The organism is Gluconobacter albidus (genome assembly GCF_002005485.1).
GTDB lineage: Bacteria > Pseudomonadota > Alphaproteobacteria > Acetobacterales > Acetobacteraceae > Gluconobacter > Gluconobacter albidus.
Map to the genome: position 1 here is coordinate 1,376,270 of NZ_CP014689.1, position 16,312 is coordinate 1,392,581.

Sequence of the window (16,312 nt, forward strand, 5' to 3'; positions counted from 1 at the left end):
GATGCGCCCCTCCAGCCCCCTTGCACTGACACTGGGTGATCCTGCGGGTATTGGTCCCCAGCTTACGGCGCAAGCCTGGCGCAGCCTCAGGCATTCAGGGGAGGGGACGTTCTTCTGGCTTGGCGATCCGCGTCTGATAGAGGCCGCAGTACCCGTCACCCGGATTGAAACGCCGGAAGAAGCGGACGCGGTTTTCGCCGTCAGCCTGCCCGTTTTGCCGGTTTTCTGCGAGGCAGCCGTGATTCCGGGCCAGCCTGATCCACGCAATGCCGCAGCCACGATCAGCAGCATCCGTCTGGCTGTTGAATACGCACTTGCTGGCCGGGCTGGCGGCGTCGTGACAAACCCGATTGCCAAACATGTTCTTGCAGCGGCAGGCTTTCCGTATCCGGGTCATACGGAGTTTCTGGCGGCGCTTTGCGACATGCCCGGGGACGAGATCATGATGCTGGTCTCGCCCCAGCTCAGAGTCGTGCCGGTCACGGTGCATGTTTCGCTGCGAAAGGCTCTGGAAACGCTGACGACCGATCGCATCGTAAGCGTGGCGGAGAGCGCAAATGCAGCCCTGAAGCGTGATTTCGGGATCTTGACCCCACGTCTGGCGATTGCGGGCCTCAACCCTCATGCCGGTGAACAGGGGTTGATGGGAGAAGAAGAAATTACGATCATCCGGCCTGCGATCGAGAAACTTCGCGCGCGGGGGATCGACTGTCTGGGGCCGTTCCCGCCTGACACGATGTTCAGCGACACGGCCCGGCCAACCTATGATGTCGCCATCTGCATGTACCACGATCAGGCGCTTATCCCGCTCAAAACGCTCGATATGGCGCACGGCGTAAATGTGACACTGGGACTGCCTCTGATCCGCACATCGCCCGATCACGGCACGGCATTCGATATCGCAGGCCCTGTGACGGAGACGTGCCGCCCCGACGTCTCAAGTCTTCTGGCCGCCATCCGTCTGGCGGACGGGATGAGTGCTTATCGGGAAGGAAAAAAATCATGATCCGGCTTGGTGTGAATATTGATCACGTCGCGACATTGCGAAACGCACGAGGCGGTACGTTTCCCGATCCAGTCGCGGCGGCAGAACTGGCCATTGCGTCAGGCGCAGATGGGATCACGGCACATCTGCGGGAGGACCGTCGCCACATCCGTGACGCCGACATGCCGCGCCTGAGAGCACTATCCGCACCGCTGAACTTCGAGATGGCTGCGACAGACGAAATGGTCCGGATCGCCTGTGAGCTTCGTCCCCATGCGTGCTGTCTGGTTCCGGAAAGCCGACAGGAAGTCACAACCGAAGGTGGGCTTGATGTCGTCGGACAGCGTGAAGCCCTGACGCCCCGCATTGTCCGACTTAAAGAAGCCGGGATACGGGTTTCCCTGTTCATTGATCCCGATACGCGACAGATCGAGACGGCAGCAGCACTCGGAGCGCCCGTTGTCGAGCTTCATACGGGAGCTTATGCACTGGGCGGCGGGCACGAGCTGGAGCGTCTGCGGAAGGCCGCAGAGACGGCTGTCGCCTGCGGAGTGGAGCTTCATGCCGGACATGGGCTGACTTATGACAACGTCGAAGCAATTGCGGCCCTGAAGGGCGTTGCCGAGCTCAATATCGGCCATTTTCTGATCGGGCAGGCCATTTTTGACGGCCTGGGGCCAGCCGTTCAGAGAATGAAGCGTCTGATAAACTCCTGAACAAAAAAAAGGGGCCGGGACAAAGACTGTCCCGACCCCTTTTCAGGCTCACTTGACCGGCTGGATAACCGGCTGAGTGTCGTCCTTGCTGAATTTGGGAACGTATTTTCCGGACTGATCGGAATAGGTGGCCGTACCGCTCTGGGGTGGGGTACGCGGCGGATGGAAAGCCGACACAGGCCCGAACGGCCCTGCATTCACACGGCGCATCGTCGATTCACGCTGGCGGGCACAGCCTCGCGTGATGATGGAGCAGATGCCGTCCGTTCCGATATATTCATCGTCATTGCCGGTGTAATGGACTTCCGAAACCCGGTCATGATCCACGCGGACCAGCATCCGGCAGGTCGTCCCGCCGCCGCCCAGAGCAGACTGGTAAATGCTGATTGCGGACTGGACAGGAATAAATCCCGAATCAGCAGGCATGGTCGGCAGCGCCATGCTTCCGTCATACTGCCAGAGTTCGGTCGTATCGTTCAGCTTCTTCGTGCTGGCCGGAATACCCGCGCAGGACTGAAGGTCGTAGCTGGTCATCCCGATCATTTCATACTGCGCCTTGTGGGCGTTCCGGGAATCAAAATACCCACATCCCGAAAGGGCGGCAGTGGAGGTCAGGGCAACGATCATTCGAAGGAAAACCGGGCGCATCATGTCTCCTTTGCGCGTAAGGGGGAGCAGACTGCGGACCCTGAACGATTCATGACGAACAGGTCACAATCACATGTGAAGTGCCCGGTTTCTACAACAGCATCCCTGACGGGGATAGAGGAGGCGGGTTCCTTTGTGCGTGTCGATGGGTTACAGGGCAGTTCCCTTGCAGCACAGGAATGCCACCAATGGCCGATATGACCCTATCCGAGGTGACACGCCTCCAGACCACGCTCCAGCGCCTGCTGGGCTCTCCGAAACTGACTGTCAACAAGCCGAGCCGCAAGGGCATGAGCGTTGAACTGGCCGTGTCCGGAGAAGTTATCGGAACGGTTCATCGCGATGAAGACGAGGGCGAGGTTTCCTACGCCATTCACATCACGGTTCTGGAAGAAGATCTTCCGGCGGCCTGAATTTTCAGGCCGCGTGCGCCGGGGCCGGCATTTCGAATCGTGTGATCTTCCAGCCCCAGTGCTCGAATTTCATATGCAGGACGAAAGGTGTCTGCCCCGGCTGATCGAGGCTGGCCTCGAATTTTCCGGGGCTTACGAAATGGGTATGCACGGCATGCCACGTCCCGAGCCAGCCTGAGGTCGACGCCTCATGCGGCATCACCTGATGGGCTGTTGTCATTAGCGTCGCGGGTGTCAGACGGGTATCAATCGCATTGGATACAACCTGCCCGGCAAAGGAACTGCCGAAGCCAGGCAGGTCATCATCGGCAGGAACAGCTGGTGTGAACTGTTCCTTCAGACAGTGGCTTAGCGACGACCAGTCCACATGCGGCGCCAGACGCGACGCATTGTTTCCGTGCAGGGCCCGGTCGATATCCCACAGGGCAAGATAAGGGGACACGGCATAGGCGGCCAGAACGGCACCGGCCGTAACGCCCAGCCCCTGCCATGCACGGGGCATGGCGCTGCGAAATCCTTTTCTCATGATATTCCCCTGTCTCGGGTCCCGCGGGCACAACCTGCGCGGTGACGGACGATAATGACGCTAACGTCTTTCAAGAGTGAAAGTCAGCAATTATCATCATTGCATGGACATGAATTTTTCCGACCAGGAACTGGAACGGTATTCCCGCCACATCCTGCTGCCGCAGGTTGGCGCGACAGGACAGGCACTGCTTCGACAGGCCTCCGTGCTCGTGGTCGGTGCAGGCGGCCTCGGAGCCCCGTTGCTTCAGCAGCTTGCCGCTTCGGGCATTGGACATATCGGGATCATGGACCATGACCATCTGGAACTGAGCAACCTGCAGCGGCAGGTTCTTTATGGGACGGATGATCTTGGGCTGTTCAAGGTCGAGGCCGCAGCCCGACACCTGAGGGCGCTCAATCCGTTGGTCAAAATCAGTTCCTACCCGGTACGTGCGACGGAAGCGACGCTTGATGACCTCGTCCCGCAATATGATCTCGTCTGTGACGGGACCGACAATTTCCCCACACGGCTTGCAGTTTCCGATGCCTGCGTCAGGCACAGGCGCTCTCTGGTTTCGGGGGCTGTACAGGGGTTTTCAGGCCAACTCGCCGTATTCAGGCCTCAGAAGGGTGGTCCCTGTTATCGCTGTCTGTTCCCCGAAGCCGAACAGACAGCTGCGCCGGATTGTGGAATGTCCGGTGTGCTGGGCGCCGCCCCGGGAGTTATGGGCAGTTTGATGGCGGTCGAGGTCATGCGCGAAATCATGGACCTTGAGGGATGTGATGAAACGCGGGTAAGCATGTGGGACGCGCTGTCAGGAACGATGAACGGTTTTACGCTCAATCGCGATCCCCATTGCCTCGCACATCCTGAGGATAATGTGAAAGCATGAGCCGCCCTATGTTTCTGACGCTGGCGGATGATTCGTGGCAGCGTGCTCATTACGCGATGATTGTCGCGGCAGGTGCGCTTTCGCTGGGTCGTCATGTCACGCTTTTCGCGGGCGGCCGCAGCGTTCTGGCCCTGACGACGGATTGCTCAGGACTTCAGGGCACCATTGCCGATAACGTGCTTGAGGCCAAGGGGATTGCAGGGTTCGGCGAACTCCGGGAGGCAGTGCTCGGCTTTGGCGCGACCGTTATGGCCTGTGAAACCGGCCTCATAATGGCCGGACTGACTACGAAAGACCTTCTGGCGGGGGTGGAAGTAAGAGGAATTGTCAGCTTTCTCGAACTGGCGGGAGACAATCCGCTCCTTGCGCTGTAAGTTTTCCTTAAAGATTACGGGTTCAGGATGTCTTTCCCGTTTTGATGACTTGCCCAAACCGTCGGCCCTTGGCAGGGATGCGCTCATGAGAATGTCAGTCTTCCTTCCGCGTTCCTCCACAGGCCCGTCCACTGTTCTTTGCGCGCTTATGGCCGGTACGATCCTGCTCGCTGCTCCCGGCGCGCAGGCGGCGCATCATCACAAAAAGCACGCAGAGAGCGCAGCAAAGCCTGCGGACAAACACGCCTCTGCGAAAAAGCACCATAAGGCCGACGCAGCAAAGCCGTCATCTTCGGCCCCGCGACACAAGGCGGCCCATCATGCCGCACTGAAACATGCTGCTCCTGTGGCCGCTGGTGCGGCTGCCCCAGAAGCAGCGGCTTCCACGGCAGCAGCTGCGGATCAGGCGGCGACACCGGCTGTTCCTCCTGGGCCCGAAAACACGGACAAAGGCAGCAATACAGGCCTGCCCCTGCCGCGCTACGCCGCGCTCCGGGCTGACAAGGTCTATATGCGTCGTGGGCCCGGAGACCGTTATCCGATCGACTGGGTCTATCATCGGCGCGGCCTTCCGGTGCAGATCGAACGGGAATTCGATGTCTGGCGGCTCGTGGAGGACTCCGACGGCCAGAAAGGCTGGGTCCATCAGGCAACGCTGTATGGAAGCCGCACATTCGTGATTCCGGGCCTTCCTCCCGAAGGTGTGAAAGCCCAGACCGGCGAGGCGAGCGCACAGGAAGGCGACCATATCGGCAAGGCCGATGCACGGATCCTTGCCCGTGTCGCAACACAGGACGAGGCGAGGGCACACAAAAATGATGTGCTTCTTATGAGTCATCCGGAAGAAGATAGCACCGTGGTCGCGGTTCTGGAGCAGGGAACGGTGGGCAACATCAAGTTGTGCCCGCAGAACTCCCAATGGTGCCATGTCAGCGTGAAGGGCTACGACGGCTGGCTGCCACGCCGTCTTTTCTGGGGCCTGCTCCCGGGCGAGACGATTCAACCAAACTGATTTTTTCGATCGAGGACGCCGTATATGACATCGAGTTCCCATCACCGCCGCACGCGGATCGTCGCTACACTGGGGCCGGCTTCATCGTCCCCCGAGATGATCCTTTCTCTGGCGCAGGCCGGTGTGAATGTCTTCCGGCTCAATTTCTCCCATGGCGCCCATGAAGATCATGGCGAGCGTCATGCCGCTATCCGGGCCGCCGAGCAGAAGGTCGGGCATCCGCTGGCAATCCTTGCGGATCTTCAGGGCCCCAAACTACGCGTTGGCGTGTTTGAAAATGGCCCAGTGATCCTGGAGGAAGGCAAGCCGTTCCGGCTGGATCTGGACCGTACGCCGGGCACGATTTCGCGGGTCTGCCTGCCGCATCCGGAAATTATTTCCGCTGCGAAGCCGGGAAGCCACCTTCTGCTGGATGACGGCAAGCTCAAACTGCGTGTCGTGACGGTAGGAGACGGCTTTCTCGAAACAGTCGTGGTGGTCGGCGGCAAACTGTCCGAGCGCAAGGGCGTCAACGTTCCCGACGTGACACTCCCTATTCCGGCGCTCACCGAAAAAGACCGCCGCGACTTCGATTTCGCTCTGTCGCTTGGTGTCGATTTCGTGGCTCTCTCCTTTGTGCAGCGCCCGGAAGACGTTCAGGAAGCGCGCGATATTGCGAACGGCCGCGCAGCGATCGTTACCAAGCTCGAAAAGCCTCAGGCGATGGATAACCTTGAAGCCATCGTACATCTTTCAGATGCGCTCATGGTGGCGCGCGGTGATCTCGGTGTCGAACTCCCGCCCGAGGAAGTCCCTGTTGCCCAGAAGCGCGCAATTGCCGAAGCCCGCAGACAATGCCGTCCGGTGATCGTGGCGACGCAGATGCTCGAGAGCATGATCGAAAGCCCGACCCCGACACGCGCCGAAGTCTCTGACGTCTCCAATGCCGTTTATGACGGTGCGGATGCGGTCATGCTGTCTGCGGAAAGTGCCGCTGGCAAATATCCGCTTGAGGCCGTGTCAATGATGGTGCGGATCGCCGAGCGGGTCGAGCAGGATCACGAATGGCGCATCCGCATGGACCGTCTGCGTCCCACACCGGACGAGACCGTCCAGTGCGCGATTGTTCAGGCCGCCTGGCAGGTCAGCCGCACACTCCATGCGGGTGTGATTGCATCCCATACCCGTGGCGGCGGCGGAGCAATGCGCATGGCGCGTGAGCGGCCGCATTGCCCGATCATTGCCCTGACGCCAGAACTGGACGTCGCGCGTCGCCTCTGCATCGTATGGGGGACATTCCCGCATGTTGTGGATCGGGAACAGACAGCTCATGGCATTGAGGATCTGGCCGGACCGGCCGCAGAGCTCGCACGGAGCCTGAACTTCTGCAAGGCCGGAGACCGGGTTCTGGTTCTCGCCGGTCTGCCTTATGGCCATTCCGGAAGCACCAACACCCTGCGTGTTGTTACGGCCTGATGTAACAACCTGCTGTCGGACATACGCCCGGCAGCAGGCTCATCCCTGAATAATCTTAGGCTTGACGGTTTTCAATCAGGGTTCGGCGGATGGCGCGCCCACGTTCAATCCTGCCGGTTATGGCCGCCTCATCGCCGTTGCGGATTGCATCCGCCATGGCCTGCGTATCGGCCATAAACCTGTCCAGCGTACCCAGAAGCGCCTCGCGATTGGCAAGGAAAATATCCCGCCACATGACCGGGTCTGACGCGGCAATCCGTGTAAAATCACGAAACCCTGACGCCGCATAATCCAGCACGGCAGCGCGGATTTCGTCAGACAGGTTGTCGGCGGTATCACAGATCGTGAAGGCCAGAAGATGCGGCAGATGGCTCACCATGGCGCAGATCTGATCGTGTTGTTCGTCAGACAGGGTTTTCGTCCGGGCGCCACACAGGTTCCAGAGGGCCTCGATTTTTGCGATCGCTTCCGGATCGGAGCCTTCAGGTGGCACAAGCAGCGCCCATCGGTCTTCAAACAAGGTTGAAAAACCAGCGTCCGGCCCGGAATGCTCTGTCCCAGCCATAGGGTGGCCCGGAATATAGGATATGCCTTCGGGCAGTATCGCGTGAATCGTTGGTCCGAGTTGCCCCCTCACTGAAGCTACATCTGTGAGGATGCTTCCGGGCTTCATATAAGGCAAAACCTGCCGCGCGACGTCTTCAACCGCACCGACGGGAACACAGATCATGACGCAGTCTGCCTGTGCCGCAACGGCTGGGTCAGACGTTATGACATCGGCAATATCAAGCTCACGCACCCGTTCGAGAACACGCGGCCTCGTATCCGCTGCGATCAGGGTTCCGGCAATCGTGCCAGTCTCCCTGGCGCGACGAAGGACGGAAGAGCCAATCAGTCCCGGACCAACGACGCAAAGGGATTTGAAAAGCGGCGTCATAAAACGCGTGGCGCTGTGGCGAAAGAGCTGTCTTCTGACGTTTTACCATCCCGGGAGGCCGTCTCTTTCTTGATGTTTCCTGCAAGAGCGGTCACGGCTGGCGCAATGACCTTTTTGCGAAGAGAGGGCGAGGTCGGTTCGTTTTCCGGTCTTGCCTTCGGGCGTTCATGACGAAGACGCCGCATCTCAACGACCTGCCAGATCAACAGAACCGGAATACCGATCAGAATATCCCGACCGCGTCGCAGCAGCGAAAGGCTGAGCGACACTTCCGCATCGACACCGAAAATCATGCCAAGTGCGACATAAGCGGCTTCCTGAACGCCGAGCGCCCCCGGGACCAGAAACCCTGCCGACATGATGCCGCAAACCACACCCTCAATGGCGACAGACGAGAAAAATCCGACATGTGCGCCAAGGAGCTGAAGTCCCAGCCACGTCATGGCAGCACTGCCTGTCCAGCATACCAGATGACAAAGCGCACCCAGAGAAATCCGGTCAGGGCGGCTCCAGAGTCCTTCCAGACGAGACTGAAAAGCCTCGGTATTTCCGATGAGTGAGTCACGCCACTCCGCAGCGATATGCCGCCCCAGGAATGTCGCAACCTTGCGGACCGTCGCGCCGCCACGCTGCTGCGTCCAGATGAAACCGGCAATTCCGAGGCTAAGCAACGCCATCCCGCCAATGAGCGGCCAGACAAATCTGGCCGCGTCGTGATGACCGATAAGGCAGAGCAGGGCGATCAGCACGAAGGCGATCTGTCCGAGCACTTCCGTCGTGATATCCACGAGATTGGCCGCCACGGCTTCGGGCCAGTGAAGATTTTCGCCCTGCTCGGTCTTGGGATCAATGCCCGCCATCGTTGCGCGAACACCAATCACCATCCCGCCAAGCTGGGAGAAGGGCAGGCACGCTCCGGCGCTGTCCCGGACAAGACGCGCACCCATCAGGCGCTTGACGCCCAGAATGGGGACCGCAGCGTGCCAGGCGATCCCGAGCCCGACGTCCACTACAAGCTGGCAGGCCGCCAGAAGCAGAAAGCCACCAAGCCCGACTTTGGAGAGCGCTTCCATGACAGGATGGATACCGGCTCTGGCCGCAATGAAGGTGAACAGGGCCACCCCGAGAAGGGAAAGGAGAACAGGGAGAGTTTTTTTCAACGTCTTCGTCACATGCCGTTTGCACACGATCTATCGCAGGTATCGTTAATATTCCACCCTCGCAGACGCTTTCCCCGAAAAGCCGGGAGGATTATGCTGTCATAAATTGCAACCATCAGCTGATAACCCAAGGAGACACTGCCACCATGAACGATGTCACACTCGTGACGGGGGCTACGGGGTTTGTCGGCTCTGCCGTCGCCCGCGTCCTTGAAGAACGCGGACACCGCCTGAGACTTTTCGTCCGCCCGACATCAGACCGTTCAAATATTGCGGAGCTTGATGCGGAAATTGCCGTAGGAGACCTCTCCGATCCGCAGACGCTCGCTCCGGCACTGAAGAACGTCAAAACCCTTTTCCACGTTGCTGCCGATTACCGACTCTGGGTTCCTGATCCGGAAAGCATGATGAAGGCGAATGTGGAGGGCACACGCAATCTGATGCTTGCCGCCCTTGAGGCCGGGGTGGAAAAAATCATCTATTGCTCGTCGGTGGCGGCACTTGGCCTGGGCAAGAACGGCGAATCAGCTGACGAAAACACGCCGGTTTCGGAAAGTCAGGTTATCGGGATCTACAAACTCTCAAAATATCGCGCGGAACAGGAAGTTCTGCGGCTCGTTCTGGAAAAAAACCTACCCGCGATCATCGTCAATCCTTCCACCCCCGTCGGCCCGCGGGATATCAAGCCGACACCCACAGGGCAGATGGTTCTCGACTGCGCCAGCGGAAACATGCCGGCCTATGTCGAGACGGGTTTGAACATCGTGCATGTCGATGACGTCGCGGAAGGACATGCTCTGGCTCTGGAACGGGGCAGGATCGGCGAGAAATATATTCTTGGCGGCGAAAACATCATGCTGGGGGATCTTTTCCGCATGGTCAGTCAGATTGCCGGGGTGAAGCCACCAGCAATCAAACTCAAGCAGTCCTGGCTCTATCCCGTAGCCCTTGTGTCCGAATGGCTGGCACGCGGGTTCGGCATTGAACCGCGGGTCACGCGCGAAACGCTCGCCATGTCCAAAAAGCTGATGTTCTTCTCGTCCGACAAGGCCAGGCGGGAACTCGGATACACCCCACGCCCGGCCCGCGATGCCGTGACAGATGCGATCGTCTGGTTCCGTCAGCATGGACGGATGAAATAATGCTGTTTGGAACCGCACTGACCAGTCTGGGAGCCTGGGTCTATCTTTCGCTGTTCCATGGGAATTTCTGGCAGAAAGGCCCTATTCTCGACCCTAAGCCCATGCCGGCTGCCGCCCCGGATGTTGCGATCGTCATTCCTGCACGGGACGAGGCCGAGTCCATCGGAGCCTGCCTGACGTCTCTTCTGGAACAGGACTATGACGGCAAGGTGTCCGTTATCCTCATTGATGACGAGAGCACGGATGACACGGGCGACATCGCCCGCGCATTGCCTGATCCGCACGGGCGGCTGACGGTCATAACGGGCGCCAAGCGCCCTGCGGGATGGAGCGGCAAGCTCTGGGCCGTCCACCAGGGAGAACAGGAGGCGCTGACGCGGATTGGCCCTTATGGGTATGTCCTCCTGACCGATGCCGATATCATGCATGCGCCAGAGCATCTCGCCTCTCTGGTGGCCAAGGCGCGCGAAGACGATCTGGATCTTGTCTCGGAAATGGTAGCGCTGAACTGCGAAAGCAGTGCGGAACGCTTTCTTGTTCCCGCTTTCGTCTATTTCTTTGCCATGCTTTATCCGTTTTCGCGCATTGCCAGCGAACGTTCCCGTATTGCGGGGGCTGCTGGAGGAACCATTCTCCTGCGTCGCCGGGCACTGGAACGGATCGGAGGCATCAAGGCACTCCGTGGCGCACTGATTGATGACTGTACTCTGGCCGCTCATATCAAGCGATCGGGAGGGCGGCTCTATCTGGGACACAGTGCGCTGGCATGGTCCGTCAGGCCGTATCGCGGCATGAAGGATGTCTGGCATATGATTGCCCGCACGGCCTATGTGCAGCTGCGATATTCTCCGGCTCTACTCCTTGCGACGATCGTTGGTCTGGCGATGATCTGGCTGCTTCCCATCGGGCTGGCACTGTTTGGCAAGGGGCGGGAACGGCGGATCGGACTTCTGACCTATCTCGTATCGTGCCTGACATTCGTGCCCACGCTTCGCCGCTTTGGCCTGCCGTTGTGGCGTGCTATTCCCCTTCCGCTTGTTGCGGCCTTCTACATGGCAGCAACCATCGGCTCGGCCATCGACCATCATCGTGGTGTTGGTGTGCGCTGGAAAAATCGTTCCTACACGGATGAAACATCGTGACAGACAACATCTGGGGGACGAAAGACGTCACCTCCACCAAAGGCAAATCCGACGAAAATTTTCCCGTTGGTTCATTCCTGATCGCCCCGCGTCTCCGGCCTTACGTTCACACCTATTATAACTTCGCGCGTGTCGCGGATGACATGGTGGACACGACCGAGCTGACGCCGCCCGAAAAAATTGCGCGGCTTCGGGGCATGGCAGCCGTTATCCGCGGGGAAATCACAGCTCCTCAGCGCGCAGACGCGCAGACAGCAGTCAAACTTCGCGACGTTCTGCTCCAGACCGGTGTCCCTCTGGAAACGGCGACGGATCTTCTCGAAGCCTTCTGCATGGATGCCGAAAAGAACCGTTACGAAAGCTGGGACGAACTGCTGCATTACTGCAGGTATTCCGCCAACCCTGTGGGGCGGTTTCTGCTCCTGCTGCATGGCGAGGCGGAGGAAACACTCGCACCATCCGATGCACTCTGCTCTGCACTGCAGGTCATCAATCATCTTCAGGATGTCGCCGGGGACCTGAAAGATCTGGACCGGTGCTATGTCCCGCTACCATGGCTGGAAGAAGAAGGCGTCTGTCTGGATGATCTGCGTCTGGTCCGCAGCAAACCGGGCATCCGTCGCGTATTCAACCGGATGCTGGACGGTGTGGATGTCCTCAACAGAAACGCCAGGATCCTGCCGCTACTCGTCCGGGATCGGCGGATGCGGCTGGAATCTGCAGTCATTGTGGAACTGTGCCACATCCTGACGGCGCGTCTGCGCCGTCAGGACCCGTTGCTGGAACGTGTCGCCCTGACGAAAGCGGATGGTGCAAAAGCCCTGTTCCGGGCCTTGCGCTATTTCCCTGCCGTCGGCTGAACCGTCACGGCAGGGCTTTTCGAAGCGGATCAGGTATAAATCTGGTCCAGTACGGTACAGAAGGTCTTCATTTCATCCATGGAGCCGACCGTAATCCGCGAAGCATTCGGCCAGACGGGCCATGAGCGCCCGATCAGGACATTCTGCTTCAGGAAGGCATCCTTGATGGGCGCGGCCGGCTTCTTCCAGTCGATGATGAACATGTTCGCATCGGAGGGGATGAAGTGGATGCCGCGCTTGCGCAGGTGCTGGAACGTCATGTTGCGGGCGGCAATCATTTCTTCCCGGCGGGCTGCAATGGCCGATTTCATGGTCAGGCTCATCGTGCCGCAGGCCATGGCCGGGACCGGAAGCATCGCGGTGGCACTTTTGCCATCATAACGCATCATGCTCTCATGCAGGTCAGGTCGGGCAAATGTCAGGCCAAGGCGCATTCCCGCCATGGCAAACATTTTTGAGAACGTCCTGAGGACAACAACGTCCTTGTTCTTTGCAACCAGTTCAACCGCGCTCGGGGCATTCGAGAAATGGATGTAAGCCTCATCCACCAGCACAACCGAACCCTTGGGCTTGTTCTCGACCAGCCACGCAATATCGCGCAGCGGCGTCAGCGTGCCGGTCGGATTGTTGGGAGAGCAGATATAGTAGACGCCCGCATTGGGATCAGCGGCCAGCATGGCGCGGACATCCGTCTTGTACCCGTTCTTTGCGGACAGAGGGACGCGTGCCAGAGGGATTTTCAGCCAGTCCGCGGCGACCCATCCGGCTTCATAGCTTGGGTCCGCCGTCACAAGCCCGCGGGTGGGGGAGCAGAACGTAACGATGGCACGTGCCAGCGGATCGGACGAGCCACACCATGTCATGACATGGGTCTGGGGAATCCCTTCGACATCCGAAGCCGCCTTGATGAGATCATCACGCATATGACCGGTCGGATCGTAGCGGTTACTCTGGAAAACCGAGGATGCACCAGCCTGCGCGGCTTCCGGGAAGGGACCCGTCCAGCATTCATTACTGCCAAGGCGCGTGACGCCCTCGAAATTGACCCCGGACGGAAGAATGTCCGCGCGGGCAGAGCCTGTCAGGGCCTTTACGGTCGCGCCTGCGGCCAGAAGCGTGGCAATGCGTCCGAAGCTGCGCCGGGAATACCCCCGGGCAAGAAGGTCGCTGCGGGCGGCGGGAGAGAGGGGACTGGTCATTAGGGGCCATACTCCAGACTAGGGCCGGAACATGTTAGTTCCGAAACGTTTTCCCTGTCAAAGCACGCCGGAAGATATTTTCAGTATTCTTTCTGCTGGCCGGGCAGGGGAATGGACGTCGGCTTTCCGGGAGAGCCAGCATAGGTCAACAGAAGGACCGTCTGGCTGTCACCCGTTACGCCACGGTGAACATCGTTGACCGATTCCGCAAAGGCTTCGCCCTGATGGAACGTCCGCTTTTTGCCACTCTGCCGATCCTCGATCGTGAGCGTTCCCTCCAGCACATACCCCGCATTAGGATATGGATGAACATGCCAGGGAAGGGCGGAATGCGCAGGAATGGTCAGCCGGATCATGCTGAGCATCGGACGCGTCGTCGGATAATGCTCATAGGGCGTGCCATTCCAGGAATGATCGTCAGCCAGAAGGTGGTCGGCGTGCCCGCTTGCCGTTGTGGGCGACGATGTCTGGGCGGCAGCGATGGACATGGAAAATCCGCCTCCAGCGAGCACTCCGGCAAGAAGGACGAAGCTTTTCAGGAAAGGGAAACGCATGGCGCAAGACTCCTTTTGGGGTGTTGCCTTTTGGCATCACCTTAACGCAGGGCAGTCCTTTCCGTTCAGGTCATCTTTGTGTTGATGGGATTTGGGGCTAGAACCCTGATCTTCTGAAACGAGACAGGGGACAGACATGGTTTTCAGCAGGATGCGCGCTTCTTCAGGTCTTCCCTGCGCGCAGGCCGATCTGGATCATGTCGAACGGATCGTCACCGCTTCGGGGACGTCCTTTGCCCGGGGGATGCGCATTCTCCCGGCAGACCGTCGTCAGGCGATGTTCGCAGTCTATGCCTTCTGTCGTCAGGTGGACGACATCGCCGATGGCGATGCAGGCGTTGCAGACCCCATGGCCGCCCTTCAGGACTGGCATCGCCGTGTTGACGGCCTCTATGAAGGCTTGGCGACAGATGCACTGGATCGGGTGCTGATCGTGGCGATCCACCGTTACCAGCTTCAGCCTCAAGATTTCCATGACGTCATCGACGGAATGGCGATGGATTGTGGGGCACCGATCGTGGCACCGGACGAAGCGACGCTGGATCTGTATTGCGACCGCGTGGCATCGGCTGTCGGACGCTTGTCCGTCTGTGTGTTCGGAGATTCGTCAGACAATGCCCGGCGTGTTGCCTATCATCTGGGACGCGCCCTTCAGCTCACCAATATTCTGCGCGATATCGCCGAAGATGCAGGCCGGGACAGGCTGTATCTTCCCTCCGAACTCCTGACCCGGTTCGATGTCCCGAAAAATCCGCAAGAAGCTCTGTACGCTCATGGGCTGGATCAGGTTGGGCGCATCCTTGCCCAGCGGGCACGGGACCATTTTCGGGAAGCGCGGAAGGCCATGCAGCTGTGCAACAGCACCGCAATGCGTCCGGCACGCATGATGGCCGCTTCCTACGCGCCCATCCTGTTGGCCCTGCAAAAGCGCGGCTGGAAAACACCGGATATCGCCCCGAAAGTCTCCAAACCTTTGAGACAGCTTCGTACCCTCGCAGCGTATGTGAAGTAACCCATGAGCCACGTCCACATCATCGGCGGTGGTCTGGCAGGCCTCTCCGCCGCAATCGAACTGGCGGCACAAGCCCGCGTCACCGTTTACGAATCAGGGCCGGCCTGCGGCGGTCGGGCGCGTTCCTTTCACGACCGTTCCCTTGATGCCCGCATTGATAACGGCAACCACCTGATCCTGTCGTCGAACGACCTGACGTTCCGCTATCTGGACATTATAGGCGCACGCCACACCCTGACCGGTCCGGGGCTGCCAATCTTTCCGTATTACGATCTGGAAGACAGCCTCGCCTGGACGCTGCGCCTGTCGAAAGGAAAGCTCCCCTTCTGGGCTCTTCCGGGTGGGCGGCGTGTTCCGGGCATGAAACTGTCCGAACTCACCGCTTTGGGACGCTTTTTGCGTGCGGGTGACAGGACGACCGTGGACACCTGTCTCAGTTCCGGGCAACTCAGTCGCCGGCTGCTAATCCCCTTTGCCATCTCGGTTCTCAATACGGACATCCATACCGGTAGTGCGAAACTGCTCGGCAACGTGATCCGCAAATCTCTCGCCAAAGGTGGCATGGCCTGCTGCCCCTGGTTCCCCGCAGTTGGCTTGTCCGAAACCTTGATTGATCCGGCAGTAGCCTATCTCAGGCGCTTTCACGGTGACGTGCGCACAGGCGTCCGCGTGAGCGCCATCGAACAGCAGAACGGGCGCGCCACGGCGCTGGAAACCGGTGAAGGGCGGATTGAGCTCGGTCCCGAAGATCAGGTCATCATGGCTGTTCCGGGACCTGTAGCACAGTCCCTGCTTCCGGGACTGACTGCTCCGGATGCTTTTGAGAGCATTGCCAACGCCCATTTCCGTCTTCCGGCAAGAGTTGAAGCCCGGGGAGTCGTTGCGCAGGCAGGCTTTGTGGGACTGGTCGGTGGTATTTCGGAATGGATCTTCCTGAAAGGGGATATCCTGTCCGTCACCGTCAGTGCCGCCAACCGCTACGCCGACCGCAGCAACAGCGAACTGCTGGCCACGATCTGGTCCGAAATCCGACGCGCTCTCGATCCCGTCCTGTCGCAGTCACTACCGGTCGCCATGCCGCCCTCGCGTCTGGTGTGGGAAAAGCGCGCAACATTCGCTGCAACACCGGAACAGAACCTCCTGCGTCCGGGAGCGAGAACCGATCTCGTCAATCTGGCGCTGGCCGGAGACTGGACGGATACCGGACTGCCCTCCACGATCGAAGGCTCCATCCAGTCCGGACTTCAGGCTGTCGCCGCTCTGGGCTTCCGTTCCGCTGCAGAGAACACGGGATCGTGATGAG

Annotated in this window: 18 protein-coding genes; 12 read left to right on the plus strand and 6 right to left on the minus strand. The window is 59.5% G+C overall.

Annotated features, from left to right (window positions below; genetic code table 11):
• Window position 1: 1 nt before the first annotated feature.
• Together pdxA and A0U94_RS06125 are read left to right on the plus strand one after the other, a co-directional pair.
• Window positions 2-1,006, plus strand: a complete 1,005-nt coding sequence (gene pdxA / locus A0U94_RS06120; protein WP_408735623.1) for a 4-hydroxythreonine-4-phosphate dehydrogenase PdxA — start codon at window positions 2-4, stop codon at window positions 1,004-1,006.
• The gene (locus tag A0U94_RS06125; protein WP_077802807.1) at window positions 1,003-1,701 is read left to right on the plus strand and encodes a pyridoxine 5'-phosphate synthase; all 699 of its coding nucleotides are present in this window, start codon (window positions 1,003-1,005) and stop codon (window positions 1,699-1,701) included. The genes pdxA and A0U94_RS06125 overlap by 4 nt, the downstream gene beginning before the upstream one ends.
• A 48-nt stretch (window positions 1,702-1,749) precedes the next feature.
• On the opposite strand, the gene A0U94_RS06130 is transcribed toward A0U94_RS06125, so the two are convergent.
• Window positions 1,750-2,349, minus strand: a complete 600-nt coding sequence (locus A0U94_RS06130; protein ID WP_062031915.1) for a hypothetical protein — start codon at window positions 2,347-2,349, stop codon at window positions 1,750-1,752.
• Window positions 2,350-2,537: 188 nt separating this feature from the next.
• Between A0U94_RS06130 and A0U94_RS06135 the strand changes: the two genes are divergently transcribed.
• The gene (locus A0U94_RS06135; RefSeq protein ID WP_062107861.1) at window positions 2,538-2,762 is read left to right on the plus strand and encodes a DUF3126 family protein; all 225 of its coding nucleotides are present in this window, start codon (window positions 2,538-2,540) and stop codon (window positions 2,760-2,762) included.
• 4 nt (window positions 2,763-2,766) lie between these two features.
• Here the strand turns inward: A0U94_RS06135 and A0U94_RS06140 are convergent, their stop codons facing one another.
• Window positions 2,767-3,288, minus strand: a complete 522-nt coding sequence (locus A0U94_RS06140; protein WP_077802808.1) for a DUF2939 domain-containing protein — start codon at window positions 3,286-3,288, stop codon at window positions 2,767-2,769.
• A 103-nt stretch (window positions 3,289-3,391) separates the two neighbouring features.
• On the opposite strand from A0U94_RS06140, the gene A0U94_RS06145 reads away from it, so the two are divergent.
• The 4 genes from A0U94_RS06145 (at window position 3,392) to pyk (ending at window position 7,003) form a co-directional block, all read left to right on the plus strand.
• Window positions 3,392-4,162 (plus strand): HesA/MoeB/ThiF family protein, encoded by a 771-nt coding sequence (locus A0U94_RS06145; RefSeq protein ID WP_077802809.1) that lies wholly within the window; start codon window positions 3,392-3,394, stop codon window positions 4,160-4,162.
• The gene (locus A0U94_RS06150; RefSeq protein WP_062031931.1) at window positions 4,159-4,536 is read left to right on the plus strand and encodes a DsrE family protein; all 378 of its coding nucleotides are present in this window, start codon (window positions 4,159-4,161) and stop codon (window positions 4,534-4,536) included. The genes A0U94_RS06145 and A0U94_RS06150 overlap by 4 nt, the downstream gene beginning before the upstream one ends.
• Before the next feature lie 85 nt (window positions 4,537-4,621).
• Window positions 4,622-5,548, plus strand: a complete 927-nt coding sequence (locus A0U94_RS06155) for an SH3 domain-containing protein (protein WP_208611682.1) — start codon at window positions 4,622-4,624, stop codon at window positions 5,546-5,548.
• 24 nt (window positions 5,549-5,572) lie between these two features.
• Window positions 5,573-7,003 carry a pyruvate kinase gene (gene pyk / locus A0U94_RS06160; protein ID WP_077802811.1) on the plus strand — a complete coding sequence of 477 codons (1,431 nt, stop codon included), beginning with the start codon at window positions 5,573-5,575 and terminating at the stop codon, window positions 7,001-7,003.
• Between the two features lie 55 nt (window positions 7,004-7,058).
• On the opposite strand, the gene A0U94_RS06165 is transcribed toward pyk, so the two are convergent.
• Window positions 7,059-7,940, minus strand: a complete 882-nt coding sequence (locus A0U94_RS06165) for a prephenate dehydrogenase/arogenate dehydrogenase family protein (protein ID WP_077802812.1) — start codon at window positions 7,938-7,940, stop codon at window positions 7,059-7,061.
• Window positions 7,937-9,112, minus strand: coding sequence for an HpnL family protein (locus tag A0U94_RS06170; protein WP_077803877.1), 1,176 nt, complete (start codon window positions 9,110-9,112; stop codon window positions 7,937-7,939). Before A0U94_RS06170 ends, A0U94_RS06165 begins: the two co-directional genes overlap by 4 nt.
• Before the next feature lie 134 nt (window positions 9,113-9,246).
• Between A0U94_RS06170 and hpnA the strand changes: the two genes are divergently transcribed.
• The 3 genes from hpnA to hpnC are packed head-to-tail and all read left to right on the plus strand — an operon-like array spanning window position 9,247 to window position 12,244.
• Window positions 9,247-10,242 (plus strand): hopanoid-associated sugar epimerase, encoded by a 996-nt coding sequence (gene hpnA, locus A0U94_RS06175; protein ID WP_077802813.1) that lies wholly within the window; start codon window positions 9,247-9,249, stop codon window positions 10,240-10,242.
• Window positions 10,242-11,384, plus strand: a complete 1,143-nt coding sequence (locus tag A0U94_RS06180; protein ID WP_062031952.1) for a glycosyltransferase — start codon at window positions 10,242-10,244, stop codon at window positions 11,382-11,384. Before hpnA ends, A0U94_RS06180 begins: the two co-directional genes overlap by 1 nt.
• Entirely contained in the window at window positions 11,381-12,244 is an 864-nt protein-coding gene (hpnC, locus tag A0U94_RS06185) for a squalene synthase HpnC (protein WP_077802814.1), read from the plus strand. Before A0U94_RS06180 ends, hpnC begins: the two co-directional genes overlap by 4 nt.
• 29 nt (window positions 12,245-12,273) lie before the next feature.
• On the opposite strand, the gene A0U94_RS06190 is transcribed toward hpnC, so the two are convergent.
• Both A0U94_RS06190 and A0U94_RS06195 read right to left on the minus strand, forming a co-directional pair.
• Entirely contained in the window at window positions 12,274-13,443 is a 1,170-nt protein-coding gene (locus A0U94_RS06190; RefSeq protein ID WP_062031961.1) for a pyridoxal phosphate-dependent aminotransferase, read from the minus strand.
• An 80-nt stretch (window positions 13,444-13,523) separates the two neighbouring features.
• Window positions 13,524-13,931, minus strand: a complete 408-nt coding sequence (locus tag A0U94_RS06195; RefSeq protein WP_231865408.1) for a cupin domain-containing protein — start codon at window positions 13,929-13,931, stop codon at window positions 13,524-13,526.
• A gap of 202 nt (window positions 13,932-14,133) precedes the next feature.
• On the opposite strand from A0U94_RS06195, the gene hpnD reads away from it, so the two are divergent.
• The gene (hpnD, locus tag A0U94_RS06200) at window positions 14,134-15,009 is read left to right on the plus strand and encodes a presqualene diphosphate synthase HpnD (protein ID WP_062031964.1); all 876 of its coding nucleotides are present in this window, start codon (window positions 14,134-14,136) and stop codon (window positions 15,007-15,009) included.
• 3 nt (window positions 15,010-15,012) lie between these two features.
• Window positions 15,013-16,308 (plus strand): hydroxysqualene dehydroxylase HpnE, encoded by a 1,296-nt coding sequence (gene hpnE, locus A0U94_RS06205; protein ID WP_077802816.1) that lies wholly within the window; start codon window positions 15,013-15,015, stop codon window positions 16,306-16,308.
• Window positions 16,309-16,312: the final 4 nt, after the last annotated feature.

Excerpts from the sequence above, each read along its gene's own strand:
- A0U94_RS06155 (WP_208611682.1), top strand. The coding sequence starts at position 4,622 with ATGAGAATGTCAGTCTTCCTTCCGCGTTCCTCCACAGGCCCGTCCACT.
- hpnD (WP_062031964.1), top strand. The coding sequence starts at position 14,134 with ATGGTTTTCAGCAGGATGCGCGCTTCTTCAGGTCTTCCCTGCGCGCAG.
- hpnA (WP_077802813.1), top strand. The coding sequence starts at position 9,247 with ATGAACGATGTCACACTCGTGACGGGGGCTACGGGGTTTGTCGGCTCT.
- A0U94_RS06190 (WP_062031961.1), bottom strand. The coding sequence starts at position 13,443 with ATGACCAGTCCCCTCTCTCCCGCCGCCCGCAGCGACCTTCTTGCCCGG.
- pyk (WP_077802811.1), top strand. The coding sequence starts at position 5,573 with ATGACATCGAGTTCCCATCACCGCCGCACGCGGATCGTCGCTACACTG.
- hpnE (WP_077802816.1), top strand. The coding sequence starts at position 15,013 with ATGAGCCACGTCCACATCATCGGCGGTGGTCTGGCAGGCCTCTCCGCC.
- A0U94_RS06195 (WP_231865408.1), bottom strand. The coding sequence starts at position 13,931 with ATGTCCATCGCTGCCGCCCAGACATCGTCGCCCACAACGGCAAGCGGG.
- A0U94_RS06145 (WP_077802809.1), top strand. The coding sequence starts at position 3,392 with ATGGACATGAATTTTTCCGACCAGGAACTGGAACGGTATTCCCGCCAC.
- A0U94_RS06130 (WP_062031915.1), bottom strand. The coding sequence starts at position 2,349 with ATGCGCCCGGTTTTCCTTCGAATGATCGTTGCCCTGACCTCCACTGCC.
- A0U94_RS06150 (WP_062031931.1), top strand. The coding sequence starts at position 4,159 with ATGAGCCGCCCTATGTTTCTGACGCTGGCGGATGATTCGTGGCAGCGT.
- A0U94_RS06165 (WP_077802812.1), bottom strand. The coding sequence starts at position 7,940 with ATGACGCCGCTTTTCAAATCCCTTTGCGTCGTTGGTCCGGGACTGATT.
- A0U94_RS06140 (WP_077802808.1), bottom strand. The coding sequence starts at position 3,288 with ATGAGAAAAGGATTTCGCAGCGCCATGCCCCGTGCATGGCAGGGGCTG.
- A0U94_RS06125 (WP_077802807.1), top strand. The coding sequence starts at position 1,003 with ATGATCCGGCTTGGTGTGAATATTGATCACGTCGCGACATTGCGAAAC.
- A0U94_RS06135 (WP_062107861.1), top strand. The coding sequence starts at position 2,538 with ATGGCCGATATGACCCTATCCGAGGTGACACGCCTCCAGACCACGCTC.
- A0U94_RS06180 (WP_062031952.1), top strand. The coding sequence starts at position 10,242 with ATGCTGTTTGGAACCGCACTGACCAGTCTGGGAGCCTGGGTCTATCTT.
- pdxA (WP_408735623.1), top strand. The coding sequence starts at position 2 with ATGCGCCCCTCCAGCCCCCTTGCACTGACACTGGGTGATCCTGCGGGT.